8 protein-coding genes and 3 rRNA genes are annotated in these 15,412 nt (G+C 41.8%); 8 read left to right on the top strand and 3 right to left on the bottom strand.

What is annotated here, in order from left to right; all coding sequences use genetic code 11:
• The first annotated feature begins 74 nt into the window (after window positions 1–74).
• The 7 genes from AMET_RS22610 to nrdJ all read left to right on the top strand — a co-directional run bounded on the left by AMET_RS22610 (window position 75) and on the right by nrdJ (window position 10,827).
• Window positions 75–1,602, top strand: a 16S ribosomal RNA gene (locus AMET_RS22610).
• Between the two features lie 361 nt (window positions 1,603–1,963).
• A 23S ribosomal RNA gene (locus AMET_RS22605) occupies window positions 1,964–4,899 on the top strand.
• 179 nt (window positions 4,900–5,078) lie between these two features.
• A 5S ribosomal RNA gene (gene rrf / locus AMET_RS22600) occupies window positions 5,079–5,195 on the top strand.
• Together the 16S, 23S and 5S rRNA genes form the textbook arrangement of a ribosomal RNA operon.
• Before the next feature lie 114 nt (window positions 5,196–5,309).
• The gene (locus tag AMET_RS22595) at window positions 5,310–6,155 is read left to right on the top strand and encodes a 3-hydroxybutyryl-CoA dehydrogenase (RefSeq protein ID WP_012065486.1); all 846 of its coding nucleotides are present in this window, start codon (window positions 5,310–5,312) and stop codon (window positions 6,153–6,155) included.
• Window positions 6,156–6,405: 250 nt separating this feature from the next.
• Window positions 6,406–6,915, top strand: coding sequence for a thioredoxin family protein (locus tag AMET_RS22590; protein WP_012065485.1), 510 nt, complete (start codon window positions 6,406–6,408; stop codon window positions 6,913–6,915).
• 129 nt (window positions 6,916–7,044) lie between these two features.
• Window positions 7,045–8,253: a putative glycoside hydrolase gene (locus AMET_RS22585; protein ID WP_012065484.1), complete on the top strand. Its 1,209-nt coding sequence runs from the start codon at window positions 7,045–7,047 to the stop codon at window positions 8,251–8,253.
• A gap of 219 nt (window positions 8,254–8,472) precedes the next feature.
• Window positions 8,473–10,827, top strand: coding sequence for a ribonucleoside-triphosphate reductase, adenosylcobalamin-dependent (gene nrdJ, locus AMET_RS22580; RefSeq protein WP_012065483.1), 2,355 nt, complete (start codon window positions 8,473–8,475; stop codon window positions 10,825–10,827).
• Between the two features lie 119 nt (window positions 10,828–10,946).
• Here the strand turns inward: nrdJ and AMET_RS22575 are convergent, their stop codons facing one another.
• Window positions 10,947–12,227 (bottom strand): chloride channel protein, encoded by a 1,281-nt coding sequence (locus AMET_RS22575; RefSeq protein WP_012065482.1) that lies wholly within the window; start codon window positions 12,225–12,227, stop codon window positions 10,947–10,949.
• Between the two features lie 286 nt (window positions 12,228–12,513).
• Here AMET_RS22575 and AMET_RS22570 point away from each other — a divergent pair, with 286 nt between their 5' ends.
• Window positions 12,514–13,467, top strand: a complete 954-nt coding sequence (locus AMET_RS22570) for a hypothetical protein (protein WP_012065481.1) — start codon at window positions 12,514–12,516, stop codon at window positions 13,465–13,467.
• Between the two features lie 6 nt (window positions 13,468–13,473).
• Here AMET_RS22570 and AMET_RS22565 read toward each other — a convergent pair whose 3' ends face one another.
• Together AMET_RS22565 and hisC are read right to left on the bottom strand one after the other, a co-directional pair.
• Window positions 13,474–13,956 (bottom strand): superoxide dismutase family protein, encoded by a 483-nt coding sequence (locus AMET_RS22565; protein WP_012065480.1) that lies wholly within the window; start codon window positions 13,954–13,956, stop codon window positions 13,474–13,476.
• Window positions 13,957–14,119: 163 nt separating this feature from the next.
• Window positions 14,120–15,196 (bottom strand): histidinol-phosphate transaminase, encoded by a 1,077-nt coding sequence (hisC, locus tag AMET_RS22560; protein WP_012065479.1) that lies wholly within the window; start codon window positions 15,194–15,196, stop codon window positions 14,120–14,122.
• Between the last annotated feature and the right edge of the window lie 216 nt (window positions 15,197–15,412).

Genomic DNA, 15,412 nt, shown 5'->3' with positions numbered 1-15,412 from the left:
AGATTTTGCGCAAAATACAAACTCGACAAAGTCGAGAAGCCATTTTAGTTTTACTAAGATGGACCCAGAAATTTATATATAAGAGTTTGATCCTGGCTCAGGATGAACGCTGGCGGCGTGCCTAACACATGCAAGTCGAGCGGGTTAATCTGACGGAAGCCTTCGGGTGGAAGAAAGTGAAACTAGCGGCGGACGGGTGAGTAACGCGTGGGCAACCTACCTTGTACAGGGGGACAACAACGGGAAACCGTTGCTAATACCCCATAAAACCCTAGAGGGGCATCCCTTAAGGGTCAAAGAATTTCGGTACAAGATGGGCCCGCGTCTGATTAGCTAGTTGGTGAGGTAATGGCTCACCAAGGCGACGATCAGTAGCCGACCTGAGAGGGTGATCGGCCACACTGGAACTGAGACACGGTCCAGACTCCTACGGGAGGCAGCAGTGGGGAATATTGCACAATGGGCGAAAGCCTGATGCAGCAACGCCGCGTGAGCGATGAAGGCCTTCGGGTCGTAAAGCTCTGTCCTAGGGGAAGAATATTGACGGTACCCTAGGAGGAAGCCCCGGCTAACTACGTGCCAGCAGCCGCGGTAATACGTAGGGGGCAAGCGTTATCCGGAATCACTGGGCGTAAAGGGTGCGTAGGCGGTCTTGCAAGTCAGAGGTGAAAGGCTACGGCTCAACCGTAGTAAGCCTTTGAAACTGCAAGACTTGAGTATGGGAGAGGAAAGTGGAATTCCTAGTGTAGCGGTGAAATGCGTAGATATTAGGAGGAACACCAGTGGCGAAGGCGACTTTCTGGACCATTACTGACGCTGAGGCACGAAAGCGTGGGGAGCAAACAGGATTAGATACCCTGGTAGTCCACGCCGTAAACGATGAGTGCTAGGTGTTGGGGGTCGAACCTCAGTGCCGCAGCTAACGCATTAAGCACTCCGCCTGGGGAGTACGCTCGCAAGAGTGAAACTCAAAGGAATTGACGGGGACCCGCACAAGCAGCGGAGCATGTGGTTTAATTCGAAGCAACGCGAAGAACCTTACCTGGACTTGACATCCCTCGGACCACTCCTTAACCGGAGTCTTCCCTTCGGGGACTGAGGTGACAGGTGGTGCATGGTTGTCGTCAGCTCGTGTCGTGAGATGTTGGGTTAAGTCCCGCAACGAGCGCAACCCTTGTCTTTAGTTGCCAGCAGTTCGGCTGGGCACTCTAGAGAGACTGCCGGGGATAACTCGGAGGAAGGTGGGGATGACGTCAAATCATCATGCCCCTTATGTTCAGGGCTACACACGTGCTACAATGGCCGATACAACGGGCAGCGAAGGAGTAATCCGGAGCAAATCCTATAAAGTCGGTCCCAGTTCGGATTGTGGGCTGAAACTCGCCCACATGAAGCTGGAGTTGCTAGTAATCGCGAATCAGAATGTCGCGGTGAATGCGTTCCCGGGTCTTGTACACACCGCCCGTCACACCACGGGAGTCGGAAGCACCCGAAGTCAGCTATCTAACCGTAAGGAGGAAGCTGCCGAAGGTGAAGTCGATGACTGGGGTGAAGTCGTAACAAGGTAGCCGTATCGGAAGGTGCGGCTGGATCACCTCCTTTCTAAGGAGCAAAGGCGCATCTATACTGTTTGGTTTTGAGAGACCTAATCTCTCTAATAAAGTTAGACAAACGAAATCAACATTTCGGTTGTCTGCTTATGTTCTTTGAAAACTACACAATGTTATGTGAAACATGAAGCTATCAATTTGACGATTTCCTTGATTTGTTCAGGGAAACAAATCATCAAATTGCTAGCTAAGCGACTGACTTAAAATCGAAGATTTTGGTCATCTGCTTAAATAAATGCGAAATCAATAAACTATCAATTAAACCTTTTCTTTGATTTGTTCAGGGGAATATAAGGTGCGATTGTTAGCTGAGCGATTGACTCTAAATCTATGATTTGGGTCATGAGCGTAAAGGTCAAGTTATTAAGAGCAAAGGGCGGATGCCTTGGCACTAGGAGTCGATGAAGGACGTGGTAAGCTGCGATAAGCCTCGGGAAGCCGCAAGCAGGCATTGATCCGGGGATTTCCGAATGGGGAAACCCACTTGGGTTCATATCCAAGTATCTATTACTCAATTCATAGGTAATAGAAGACAGACCGGGGGAACTGAAACATCTAAGTACCCCGAGGAAGAGAAAGAAAATTCGATTCCCTCAGTAGCGGCGAGCGAAAGGGGAAGAGCCCAAACCGATGGGGTTTACTTCATCGGGGTTGTGGACACGGTCGTTAAGAAGAAGGTATTGTAGTAGAAGAGGGTTGGAAAGCCCCACCGGAGAAGGTAATAGTCCTGTATATCAAACAAGAAGATCTTTGACTGTGATCCAGAGTACCACGGGACACGTGAAACCCTGTGGGAAGCAGGGGGGACCACCCCCCAAGGCTAAATACTACCTAGTGACCGATAGCGCATAGTACCGTGAGGGAAAGGTGAAAAGAACCCCGGAAGGGGAGTGAAATAGAACCTGAAACCCTTTGCTTACAAGCTGTGGGAGCACTTTATATGTGTGACCGCGTACTTTTTGTAGAACGGGCCAACGAGTTATGGTATGGAGCAAGGTTAAGCACTTAAGGTGCGAAGCCGTAGGGAAACCGAGTCTTAATCGGGCGACTTAGTTTCATGCCATAGACCCGAAACCGAGCGACCTACCCATGGACAGGATGAAGCGGAAGTAAAATTTCGTGGAGGTCCGAACCGATTGACGTTGAAAAGTCACCGGATGATCTGTGGGTAGCGGTGAAATTCCAATCGAGCTCGGAGATAGCTGGTTCTCGCCGAAATAGCTTTAGGGCTAGCCTCAAGATTAGAGACACGGAGGTAGAGCACTGAATGGTCAAGGGGCCTTCACCGGTTACCGAAACCTATCAAACTCCGAATGCCGTCGTCTTATACTTGGGAGTCAGACTGCGAGTGATAAGATCCGTAGTCAAGAGGGAAAGAGCCCAGACCATCAGCTAAGGTCCCAAAGTATACGTTAAGTGGAAAAGGATGTGGAGTTGCACAGACAACCAGGATGTTGGCTTAGAAGCAGCCACTCATTTAAAGAGTGCGTAATAGCTCACTGGTCGAGTGATTCTGCGCCGAAAATGTCCGGGGCTCAAACGTATCACCGAAGCTATGGATCCGAAAGGATGGTAGGCGAGCGTTCTGTAAGGGTAGAAGCTGTACCGTAAGGAGCAGTGGACTTTACAGAAGAGAGAATGTTGGCATGAGTAACGAGAGGCAAGTGAGAATCTTGCCCGTCGAAAACCCAAGGTTTCCTGAGGAAGGTTCGTCCGCTCAGGGTTAGTCGGGACCTAAGCCGAGGCCGAAAGGCGTAGGCGATGGACAACAGGTTGAGATTCCTGTACCACTTTTAGTCGTTTGAGAAATGGGGGGACACAGTAGGATAAACCATGCGCACCGTTGGTTGTGTGCGTCTAAGCAAGTAGGGAGTTAGGATAGGCAAATCCGTTCTAACATATTCTGAGATGTGATGGGGAGCGAAATATAAGTAGCGAACTGGTTGATTCCACACTGTCGAGAAAAGCCTCTATCGAGACTATAAAGTGCCCGTACCGCAAACCGACACAGGTGGGTGAGGAGAGAATCCTAAGACGATCGGGAGAACTATTGTTAAGGAACTCGGCAAAATGACCCCGTAACTTCGGGAGAAGGGGTGCCGGATTTGGTGAAGGATTTACTCCATAAGCCTTATCCGGCCGCAGAGAATAGGCCCAAGCGACTGTTTACCAAAAACATAGGTCTCTGCTAAGTCGAAAGACGAAGTATAGGGGCTGACGCCTGCCCGGTGCTGGAAGGTTAAGGGGACGTGTTAGCGCAAGCGAAGCACTGAACTTAAGCCCCAGTAAACGGCGGCCGTAACTATAACGGTCCTAAGGTAGCGAAATTCCTTGTCGGGTAAGTTCCGACCCGCACGAAAGGCGTAACGATTTGGGCACTGTCTCAACAATAGACCCGGTGAAATTGTAATACCAGTGAAGATGCTGGTTACCCGCGACAGGACGGAAAGACCCCGTGGAGCTTTACTGTAGCCTGACATTGGATTTTGGTACTATATGTACAGGATAGGTGGGAGACTTTGAAACTAGGACGCCAGTCTTGGTGGAGTCGACCTTGGGATACCACTCTTGTAGTACTGAAATTCTAACCATAGACCGTGAAACCGGTCTTGGGACACTGTCAGGTGGGCAGTTTGACTGGGGCGGTCGCCTCCCAAAAAGTAACGGAGGCGCCCAAAGGTTCCCTCAGCACGGTCGGAAATCGTGCGTAGAGTGCAAAGGCAAAAGGGAGCTTGATTGCGAGACATACAGGTCGAGCAAGGACGAAAGTCGGGCTTAGTGATCCGGTGGTTCCGAGTGGAAGGGCCATCGCTCAACGGATAAAAGCTACCCCGGGGATAACAGGCTTATCTCCCCCAAGAGTCCACATCGACGGGGAGGTTTGGCACCTCGATGTCGGCTCATCACATCCTGGGGCTGTAGTAGGTCCCAAGGGTTGGGCTGTTCGCCCATTAAAGTGGTACGCGAGCTGGGTTCAGAACGTCGTGAGACAGTTCGGTCCCTATCCGTCGCGGGCGCAGGAAATTTGAGAGGAGCTGTCCTTAGTACGAGAGGACCGGGATGGACATACCTCTGGTGTACCAGTTGTTCTGCCAAGAGCATCGCTGGGTAGCTACGTATGGAAGGGATAAGTGCTGAAGGCATCTAAGCACGAAGCCCCCCTCAAGATAAGATTTCCCATCTCGAAAGAGAGTAAGACCCCAGGAAGACTACCTGGTTGATAGGTTGGAGGTGTAAGTGCAGTAATGTACTCAGCTGACCAATACTAATAGGTCGAGGACTTGACCAAAAGAAATATTCATAACATTGTGTAGTTTTGAGAGAACTATATCTCTCTAAATATTGCGTTAGCAATGAGACGTCATAAATCCATTGATTGCCTTGGGTTAATCCGAGGAAGCCAATCAACGTATTTCTGACTAAGCTGCTAACACAAAAGTGAAAACCATACTTTTGGTTATCACCTTATATCGTGACTATAGCGAAGGGGTCACACCTGTTCCCATCCCGAACACAGAAGTTAAGCCCTTCAGCGCTGATGGTACTTGGCGGGCAGCTGCCTGGGAGAGTAGGTCGTCGCGATACAAATAATCCTCTACGGAAACGTAGAGGATTATTTGTTTTTTGCAAACAATAGAGTTTTTTTAGAAAAAGTGTTAATATTAAGAAGATAGAGAAGATAATGAGGGAGGAAAAAAAATGAAAATAGGTGTAATAGGTGCTGGAACCATGGGAGCAGGAATAGTGCAAGTACTGGCTCAATCAGGATACGAAGTTGTCATGCGTGATATACAGGAGAAAAACATAGAAAGAGGAATGACAACTATCAATAAAAATTTAGACAGAAGCATTAAAAAGGGAAAAATGAATGAAGAAGAAAAACAAGCGATATTAAACAAAATTGTAGGGACAACAGATATCGATTCATTAAAAGAAGTAGATATAATAATAGAAGCAGCAGTAGAAAGTATGGAGTTAAAGAAAAAAATATTTCAGGAAATAGATAATATTGCTAAACTTGAAGCGATTTTAGCTACAAACACATCATCATTATCAATTACAGAGATTGCTAATGTAACCCAAAGACCCGATCAAGTGATTGGGATGCATTTTTTTAATCCTGTACCAGTCATGAAGTTAGTCGAAGTGATTAAGGGAATTGCAACTTCTCAAACCACTAAAGACACAGTCATTGATTTATCTAGAAATTTAGGCAAAACACCAGTGGAAGTTGATGAAGCACCGGGATTCGTAGTCAACCGTATATTAATTCCAATGATTAATGAATCAATAGGTATACTTTCAGAGGGTGTTGCAACGGCAGAAGACATTGATGAGGCTATGAAATTAGGTGCTAACCATCCCATAGGTCCATTGGCATTAGCAGACTTAATTGGAAATGACGTTTGTTTAGCTATTATGGAAGTACTGTATGAAGAATTTAGTGATTCAAAATATAGGCCACACCCACTCTTAAGAAAGATGGTTCGAGGGGGCTTGCTCGGTAGAAAGTCTGGCAAAGGATTTTATGACTACAGTAGCTAATTTAAAAAGTGTGTAAAATCATACTTATGTTAACGCTTAGGGGGCAGGACGTATACCTCTAAGACAAAATTATAATAAAGAAGACATATTAGGACAACCCCATTAATATGATAGAATGTGATAGGAAATATGGGCTCATTCCATAATAAGGAATATAAAAGATGGGCAAATTATCATAAACTCACTTAAATTTCCTGATGATTAGTGATATAATGAAAGTTAATATGGAATAGTCATAGGGGGGATAAAAATGGATTTTAAACAACTCTTTGAAAAAGGAATTTCATTTGAAAAATTTATCGAGTTAGATGAAGATACAAATAGGGAAAAGACATTAGAACTATATGAAAACATTGTTCTAGAAGAAGAATTGATTCAAAGGATACGGCAAATCCAAACGCCTATTAAAATTTTAGCCTTTGCTGAAATATGGTGTCCAGACTGTATGATCAATGTACCAGCATTACAAAAAATGAAGGCCATAAATGAAGAGATTCAAATGACAATTCTCCCTAGAGAAGGAAACGAAGAGGTAATGGAAAACTATAAACTAGGAGGCAAACCTAAAATTCCAACCTTTATTGTTATGAATGAGATGTATCAGGAGTTGGGTTTCTTTATTGAAATGCCTAAAACTTTAAAAGATATTGCTGCTAGGGGAAATCAAGTAGAGGTAATTGTCGGAAAACGAAAGTACCGCAAAGGCGAATATATAAGGGATACAATCAAAGAAATTCTCAATATCATTGATGTAAAATAGGGTGTAAGCCCTATTTTTTTGCGCAATTTTACGGCGCAGAATGGTTTAAAATGGAAAAGCGCGAAAACTGATGAGATATGTAAAATCCTATGATATAATGTAAAGAACAAAGCGTTAGGGGGAGAGTGTATGAAGCAGTCCAAGAATATAGTCATCATGATTATAGTAGCACTAATCGCAATTGTAATGTTAATACTCGCCTTTAGTAACAACGAAACACCGAAACCTGTTTTCGGTGAAGCAAGCTTAAGAAAAGATATAGACCTTAAGCAAGTCACATTTAGCGATGAGGACCAGTGGAATCAGCCGGATGTGAGCTGGGAGCCGTATCAGGTTTCTGAAGTTGTTAAGGGTATTTTTATGACAGGACATAGCTTGGGTCTAACCAGTAGGTTTGAAAATGTCGTAGCAATGACAAACAAATCTGTTGTCAATTCATGGGTCGTAGATGTCAAAGATGATCATGGTACATTGACGTATCCTTCAAATGTGAAATTGGTAAACGAATTTGGGGCAGATCGAATGATTAAAGTAAGGGATTTTCACAGTAAAATGGAAGTACTAAGAGAAAATGATATTTATCCGATTGCTCGAATTGTCGCATTTAAGGACAAGCAAGCAGCCACTGCTAGACCAGATTGGGCTATTAAAACCAATACAGGAGAAGTTTGGAGAGATCGTAAGGGTGACGCTTGGCTTAACCCTTACAATAGAGAAACATGGGATTATTTAGTTGATATTGCTAAGGAAGCAGCAGAAAAAGGATTTAAGGATATACAATTTGACTATATACGCTTTCCCACTGATGGGAATCGTGCCATTATTGATTATGGAGAAGCAGGAGAAAAAGAGACAATGGCAGAGGCCATTGCAGCATTTTTATCTTATGCAAGAGAAGAACTGCGAGACCATGGTGTGATCATTTCTGCAGATATATTTGGACTGGTTACAACGGTGGAAGATGATATGAGACTAGGGCAGCATCTAGAGACATTAGCGACGGCTACAGATGTATTACTACCCATGGTATACCCATCACATTATGGAGTGGGGGTATATGGAGTGGCTAAGCCAGACCTTGAGCCTTATACCATTGTGTACACAGGGATGAAGGCTGGACGAGAACGGATTGAAGCATTAGAAACCGATGAGAAAAAAGCAATTTTAAGACCATGGCTACAAGATTTTACTGCCAGTTACTTAGGACAGGGCTATTATAAGCGTTATGGAGAAGCTGAAGTTAGAGCTCAAATTAAAGCTAATAAGGATGCGGGTATAGATGAATGGGTTCTTTGGAATGCAGGAAATAACTACACATGGGATGCCTTACTTAATTAATAACAGACAAAGTATCATTGGGAATAATTTCCTAATGATGTTTTTAAATTTATCCAAAAAACGAAGATTGAAAGATATAGGGGTATGTAGCGTTCAAAAATTGGCTGTAAAATCCCATCACTTCTGAGAAAGGCTTTTGACACGAATATAGACAGATGGTACAATATGTTGTGCTACAAAATATAAATAACACAAAATATAGCTAGAGGATGGGATTATATGGTGCAAGTAATGAAGCGGGATGGAAGAGCAGTTTTCTTTGATTCCGAAAAAATAATTCATGCCATCGAAAAAGCAATGGCAGAAACCACAAGTGGAATAGATCAGAATTTAAGTAGGGAAATCGCAAAGACCATCGAGTTAGAAATCGACAAAAGTCTGACATCTATTCATGTTGAGGATATACAGGATATTGTAGAAAATTTACTGATGGATAGTAATCGTAAAGATGTTGCCAAAAGATATATTATTTATAGAAATAAAAGGAGTCAATCTAGAAACAAGGTTAAAAAAGTAAGGGAACAGCTACTCAGTGATGACTTTATAAGTAGATACAAACATCGTCCTTCTCCAATGAAACAGCTAGGCGATTTTGTTTACTACCGTACATATTCTAGATGGGTGGATGAGGAAAATAGAAGAGAATATTGGTGGGAGACCGTTAGAAGAGCTGTAGAATATAACTGCAGTTTAATTCCCACTAGAAAGAAGGAAGCAGAGCGGCTCTTTGATAATGTCTATAACTTAAAGCAATTCTTGTCAGGAAGAACATTTTGGGTTGGAGAGACAGCAGTGGCAAAGCATTATCCGATGTCCAACTATAATTGTTCCTTTATTGTGCTTGATAGTTTTGACGCATTTAAAGAACTATTTTACCTCTTAATGATTGGTTCAGGGGTGGGGGCTAGGGTTTTAAAAGAAGATGTATCCAAGCTACCAAAGGTGCGAATGGATTATGATTTAATTCATAAGGACTATACTCCTGTAACAAAAAACGAAAGAGAAGATAATACAAGCCTTCAATTTTTACATAATAATACAGTTAAAATCACTGTGGGAGATAGCAAGGAAGGATGGATTCAATCATTAGACTTCTTCTTTAAACTTATCTATAGTAATGAATATAGAAACATTAAAACCATTATCGTAAGCTACGATCATGTTCGACCAAAGGGTGAGAGATTAAAAACCTTCGGAGGAACTGCAAGTGGTCATTCTAGTCTGAAAAATATGTTTTATAAAATTAATAAGGTTATTCAGAATTTGAAAAAGGTCAATGGGACTAAACGAGTAAAGCTTCAATCAATTGATTGTTTAGATATTGCCAATATCATAGGAGAAAATGTTGTGGTGGGTGGGGTGAGACGTACTGCTGAAATGATGCTGGTAGATCCTACGGATCAGGATTGTATTGAAGCAAAGTCACATCTGTATAAGCAAATTGATGGGCAGTGGATTGTTGATCAGAATATTATACATAGACAGATGAGTAATAACTCAATTTACTATACTGAAAAACCCACAAGAGAGCGTCTGCATTGGCAAATTGAAAAAATGCGTTATTCAGGGGAACCAGGATGGGTCAACGCGGAAGCAGCTGCCAAACGAAGACCTAATATGAATGGCGTTAATCCTTGCGGAGAGATTCTTTTAGATTCTCAAGGACTGTGTAACCTAACAACGATTAATGTATATAGTTTTGTAAGCAAGGAAGGGAAAATGGATGTAGACGGGGTGTTGAAAGCCCAGAGATTGTCTGTACGGGCTGGCTATCGAATGACCTGTGTAGAGTTAGAGTTACCCGCATGGGATGCAGTACAACAGCGTGACAAGCTTGTTGGCTGTTCTTTGACGGGATGGCAGGACATGGTCAATGCCACAGGGATGAATCCTGAGGAACAAGACAGTCTGTTAAGACAATTAAGAGAAGTGGCTCATGAAGAAGTAGAGGGATATGCCAAGGAAATTGGACAAAATGTGCCATTGCTTGTGACAACTGTTAAGCCAGAGGGAACATTGAGTCAACTACCAGCGGTTTCCAGTGGTGTTCACTATTCCCATTCGCCTTACTACATTAGAAGAATTAGAATCAGTGCAGATGATCCATTGGTGAAGGTATGCGAAGAATTAGAATATCCTGTTTTTCCAGAAATAGGACAAGAGTGGGAAACCTGTCATACCAAAGTGGTTGAATTTCCTGTTAAATCTCCTGAAGGAAAGACTAAAGATGATATTTCGGCTATTGAGCAATTAGAAAATTATAAACGCTTCATGGAGCATTATGTAGATCATAATTGTTCTATTACTATTCATGTGAGAGGGCATGAATGGACTGCTGTAGAAGAATGGGTATGGGAGAACTGGGATGATGTAGTAGCCCTTTCATTCCTCTCTTTAGATGATAACTTTTATCAATTATTGCCATATGAATCCATTGATCAAGCAGAATATGAACAGAGAGTAAAGGAAATGAAGCCATTTGTTCCTTCTCTAATTAGTAAGTATGAAACAAAGCAAGTAGAATATGATATAGGCAATGATGGCTGTGATGCTGGGATTTGTCCAATAAGGTAAAGACAAAGTCATTCTTTTGTTTGTAAAGAAGAATGTAAATAATCGTATAATGATAGATAAAAATAAGCAATTCCCTATGGTATAGGGGATTGCTTATTTTAACGAGTTATGATATGTGTTTAGTGTCCATCCAATTTACGATCTGATTTTCTGAATTTTTTTGCTTCTTCAAAGTCATCTTGATAGGAGCAGGTTGTACCATATATTGTACGACTATGGCCGATGGCATAGCCCATGATGCTACCAAGGGTAGCGGGGACACCTAAGCGGAGACCTACCATTTCAACAAGCATAATTGCAGCAGCTATTGGAACATTAGCAATGCTTGCTAAACTGGCTGCCATTCCTGAGATGACCAGAGAAGCAGACAAACCTGGGTCAACCACGGAAAGTAGATTATTAGAAATACTGCCAGCGATGGCACCGATAAAGAGGGCAGGGATCACTAAGCCAGCACTCCCACCAGAGCCGACTGTAAAGGATGTGGCTAGCATTTTTCCCACGAACAATAAGAGTAGCAAGTGATAGGATTGTGGAGAATCAATCATTTCTTGGATCATGCTTGTTCCCGCACCCCCTACCCGAGGCAGATAAATAAGAATGACGCCAGTTAAAAGACCACCAGCAATGGGATGAAATCTTTTAAAGGACATTTGGTCGAAGGTAGCTTTTGTTTTACTGAATACAGCCATAAAAATTAAGGACATGATTCCTCCTAGTACACCTGCTAGAATAAAGGTAGGAACATTGAAGACATTAGGAAGGTAATCAGGAATCATAAATATAGGATTTCCATTGGCTAACATACTAAATACAACAAAGCCCATGGTAGAGGATAGGATGGCTGGAAATAATTCGAAGTAGTGTAGGGAAGAGCGGTATAACAGCTCTACTACAAAGATGCCGCCCCCTAGAGGTGAACGGAAAATTGCGCCAATGGCTCCAGCAGCACCACAGATTGTCAAGATTCGATAGTCATCCTTATCTAAAAATCTATTTAGAATGGGAATACGAGAGAGTGTACTTCCTGCGCTACCACCGATAATAAGCATGGGACCCTCCACCCCACCACTTCCTTGAAAGCCAATGGTCAAAGCGGAAGCGATAAGCTTGCTAATGGAGGACCTGAATTTTAAATAGCCCTTTTCTTCATTAACAGCACACATATAACGATCGGTTCCGAATCCTGATGCTGTGGTATCCCATAGATAAACAAGGACCACTAAAATACCACCAATAACTGGTGCTAGCCAAATCGGTACATAAGTACTCAATTGAGTGACGTAGTCAATGGCCATGCGTAGAAGAACCGCTGATAATCCACCACCGATACCAACTAAGGTGGCAATGGTAAGCCATTTAAACATATAGGTGCTGACATACTTAATTGATTTTGGCATAATGTGATTCCTCCTAGATTCGAATATTAGTTTACTTCGTGATTAGTCGTCAAAATGGTGACGTACTGATGACCCCGTGGAAAGAAGGTCTTCATTACATATTTAAATTAAAATAAGTCATTATATTAACATACCCCAATAACCTAGTCAAGCAGGTGGGAATTTTTTGAATCCTGAAACGTAAGGATTTAACTTCCTTATTACGATAATTTATTATAAAATAAGACTATTATTGACTAGGTTTAGATTTTACTTATTTTGAGAAGACGGAAGGGAGATTACATTTATGCAACATTTTATTGATTTGATTATGAGGTCAGGAGAATCGGGGGTCCATTTAGCTTTATATGTGTTGTTGCCTGTTTTAGTTGTGATGATGGCATTAATGCGATTGCTAGAAGAACGTGGTGTACTAAACAAAGTGGCAATACGCATTGCACCACTTTTGCTATTTTTTGGAATACCAGGATTAGGGGTATTTGCAATTTTACAAATTTTGCTTGTGAGCTTTGCAGCGCCTATTGCGACCTTAAAAATTATGAGCGCAGATGACAGGATCAGTAAAGCTGGGATTGCAGCAACCTTGGCTGCTGTTTTCACAATGTCTCAAGGAAATGCAGCCTTTCCCATGGCTGTGGCAGGACTGAATATACCTATTTTAATGACAACTTCTGTAATAGGGGGATTACTGGCGGCATATATAGCTTATCGATCGGTATTAAAGGAAGGACAAGAACATATAGCGGAAGCAGCTAGTTATAAGCTGAAAAGCCAAGGTGATCAAACAAAAAAAGCCAGTGTGATTCAACTACTATTTAAAGGAGGAGAAGAAGGACTTAATATTGCAATTAAGTCCATTCCACCATTGATACTATCAATATTTATGGTTAACATTCTACGTGAAGTAGGTGCAATTAATCTTCTTGAAACAGTGCTATCTCCTGCCTTGACAAGAATAGGAATCCCAGGAGTGGCTGTTCTGCCAGTAGCAACGAAATATTTGGCAGGAGGAACGGCTATGATGGCCATCACTTTAGAGCTAGTTCAAGAGGGAGCCATAAATGCCCTTGAATTGAATCGAATTGCAGGATTCATTTTAAATCCACTGGATCCTGTAGGAGTGGCATTGCTTGCATCGGCTGGATCAAGAGTCGGTTCCGTGACGAAACCAGCTATTAAAGGGGCTTTTTTAGGCATTATTTTTAGAGGGATCTTACATTTATTAATATTTAAAGCGTAGAGAAGGTTACATCCAATGGATCACACCACAAGCTAGACGCCGTCCAGCATCACCCGTAGGCTGAGAGCGGTAATCATCAGGATTTTCATGGATGATAACAGCTGTTCCAATGGCTTCGTATACTTTAAATTTATTTGTAAAAAAGGTCATGCGTGCTTTACCATTATTAGAAAATAAAACTGGAAAGTCACCGGCATGATTTCCATGGGGTTCGTTTCTCGGGTTCCAATGCTGGCCAGCAGCTTGGAAGGGATCTTCTGGATCACTCACCTCACAGGTACCAAATTCATGAAGATGGAATCCATGTGGACCAATAGGGTCCTTATCATTTGTCGCTGGTTGAAAAGGGGGGAGCCCAGATACTTCCACTGAAACCTCAGTTCCAGCAGGTACATCTATTAAGTACACCACCCCTCTGATTTGCGGAGCCAGCGGGCCTCCTTGAATATAGGCTCGAGCCATTTTAGGTTGAAGCATCATGTCATGCATAGGATAAACCTCCTTGATTAATTTAGTAAGTTTAATTTGATATTATCTCACTCTATCCTATGCAATGACGGCTAATAACGTACAAAGCAAAGCCCCTTTCTCTTTAGAGAAAGGGGCTTTGCGATTTTTGAACAGTCTATATTTTGTTGATCTTTTCTTTATACTATAATACTTCCTTTAAATGCTGGATAAATATTTTGTTTTCTTCCATTGTGCCGATTGAAACACGGGCATAGCTACCATAGATTGGACGAATGATCACGCCTCTTCTTTGAAGTGCTATGAAGACTTCGTTGGCATCCTTTTTTGTATTGAAGAAAACATGGTTTGTTTCAGATGGGGCATATTCAATACCCATTTCTTTAAAAGTATCATAAAGATAGTTTTTGCCATCTACATTAACCTGGTAGCTCTCTTGAAGAAAAGCTTCGTCTTCTAAAGCTGAAATAGCAGCTACCTGAGCTAAAGTATTAACATTGAATGGTCCTCTGATTTTATTGATTTCATTTAAAATTTCTTCGGAAGCTAAGGTATATCCTACACGAAGGGCAGCTAAACCATAAGCTTTAGAGAATGTTCGCATAATGATTACATTTGGATATTTTTCTAGTAGATAGGTACTATCCATAGGATAATCATCCCGAGTTACAAATTCTCGATAGGCCTCATCATAAATGACAATAATATTCGCAGGTACTTGTTCTAAAAAGTCAATGAGTGTTTTTTCAGTAAACATTGTACCGGTAGGATTATTTGGGTTGCAAAGCCAGATTAAACGGGTTTTATCTGTAATGGCTTTGGACATACCTTCTAAATCATATGAGAAATCTTTAAGTGGAACAACAACGGGGATTCCACCCATCATTTTTGTAGTAGAAAGATAGCGTGGAAAAGTGACATCAGCTAAGATAACTTCGTCGCCCTCTTGAATAAAAGTTTTGGCTACTTGATCAACCATTTCGTCGGAACCACTACTAGGAAGCACTTGGGTTGCCTTAATAGCAAATTTAGACGCGATGGCTTCTTTTAAACTAGTTGCATTACCGTCGGGATACAAACTAAGTTGATCAAATTGATTTGTAATGGCTTCCTTAACCTTTGGGGAACATCCAAGGGGATTCTCATTAGAGGCAAGTTTGATCACCTTGGTTAATCCATATTCCTTTTTAACATCTTCTATGGGTTTTCCGGGTTTATAAGCAGCTAAATCTTTAATTTGTGGTCGAAATGTGATAGACATATTGTTCCTCCTCAATGTTTGTTAAAAAATTTGAAATATTACAACCTATTATAACATAAAAGGAAAATGAAAAAAGTATATATTATTAAACTATATGGAAGTTTATTGTAAATTTTAGGCAATAATACAAAAGAGATTATAAAAATAAAGTGTAGATTTATTGAATCGGTAAAAGGAATTTGTTAAAGTTTATAGAATGTTACAGTAAGTCTAAAA

Source organism: Alkaliphilus metalliredigens QYMF (assembly GCF_000016985.1).
In the GTDB taxonomy this organism is placed as follows: Bacteria; Bacillota; Clostridia; order Peptostreptococcales; family Natronincolaceae; genus Alkaliphilus_A; species Alkaliphilus_A metalliredigens.
Note: the sequence above shows the minus strand (reverse complement) of the source record. Positions and strands in the feature narration are given on the sequence as shown.

Bases quoted from the DNA above. Each gene is read 5' to 3' on its own strand.
- AMET_RS22595 (WP_012065486.1), top strand. From the start codon at position 5,310: ATGAAAATAGGTGTAATAGGTGCTGGAACCATGGGAGCAGGAATAGTG.
- hisC (WP_012065479.1), bottom strand. From the start codon at position 15,196: ATGTCTATCACATTTCGACCACAAATTAAAGATTTAGCTGCTTATAAA.
- AMET_RS22565 (WP_012065480.1), bottom strand. From the start codon at position 13,956: ATGCATGACATGATGCTTCAACCTAAAATGGCTCGAGCCTATATTCAA.
- AMET_RS22585 (WP_012065484.1), top strand. From the start codon at position 7,045: ATGAAGCAGTCCAAGAATATAGTCATCATGATTATAGTAGCACTAATC.
- AMET_RS22590 (WP_012065485.1), top strand. From the start codon at position 6,406: ATGGATTTTAAACAACTCTTTGAAAAAGGAATTTCATTTGAAAAATTT.
- nrdJ (WP_012065483.1), top strand. From the start codon at position 8,473: ATGGTGCAAGTAATGAAGCGGGATGGAAGAGCAGTTTTCTTTGATTCC.
- AMET_RS22575 (WP_012065482.1), bottom strand. From the start codon at position 12,227: ATGCCAAAATCAATTAAGTATGTCAGCACCTATATGTTTAAATGGCTT.
- AMET_RS22570 (WP_012065481.1), top strand. From the start codon at position 12,514: ATGCAACATTTTATTGATTTGATTATGAGGTCAGGAGAATCGGGGGTC.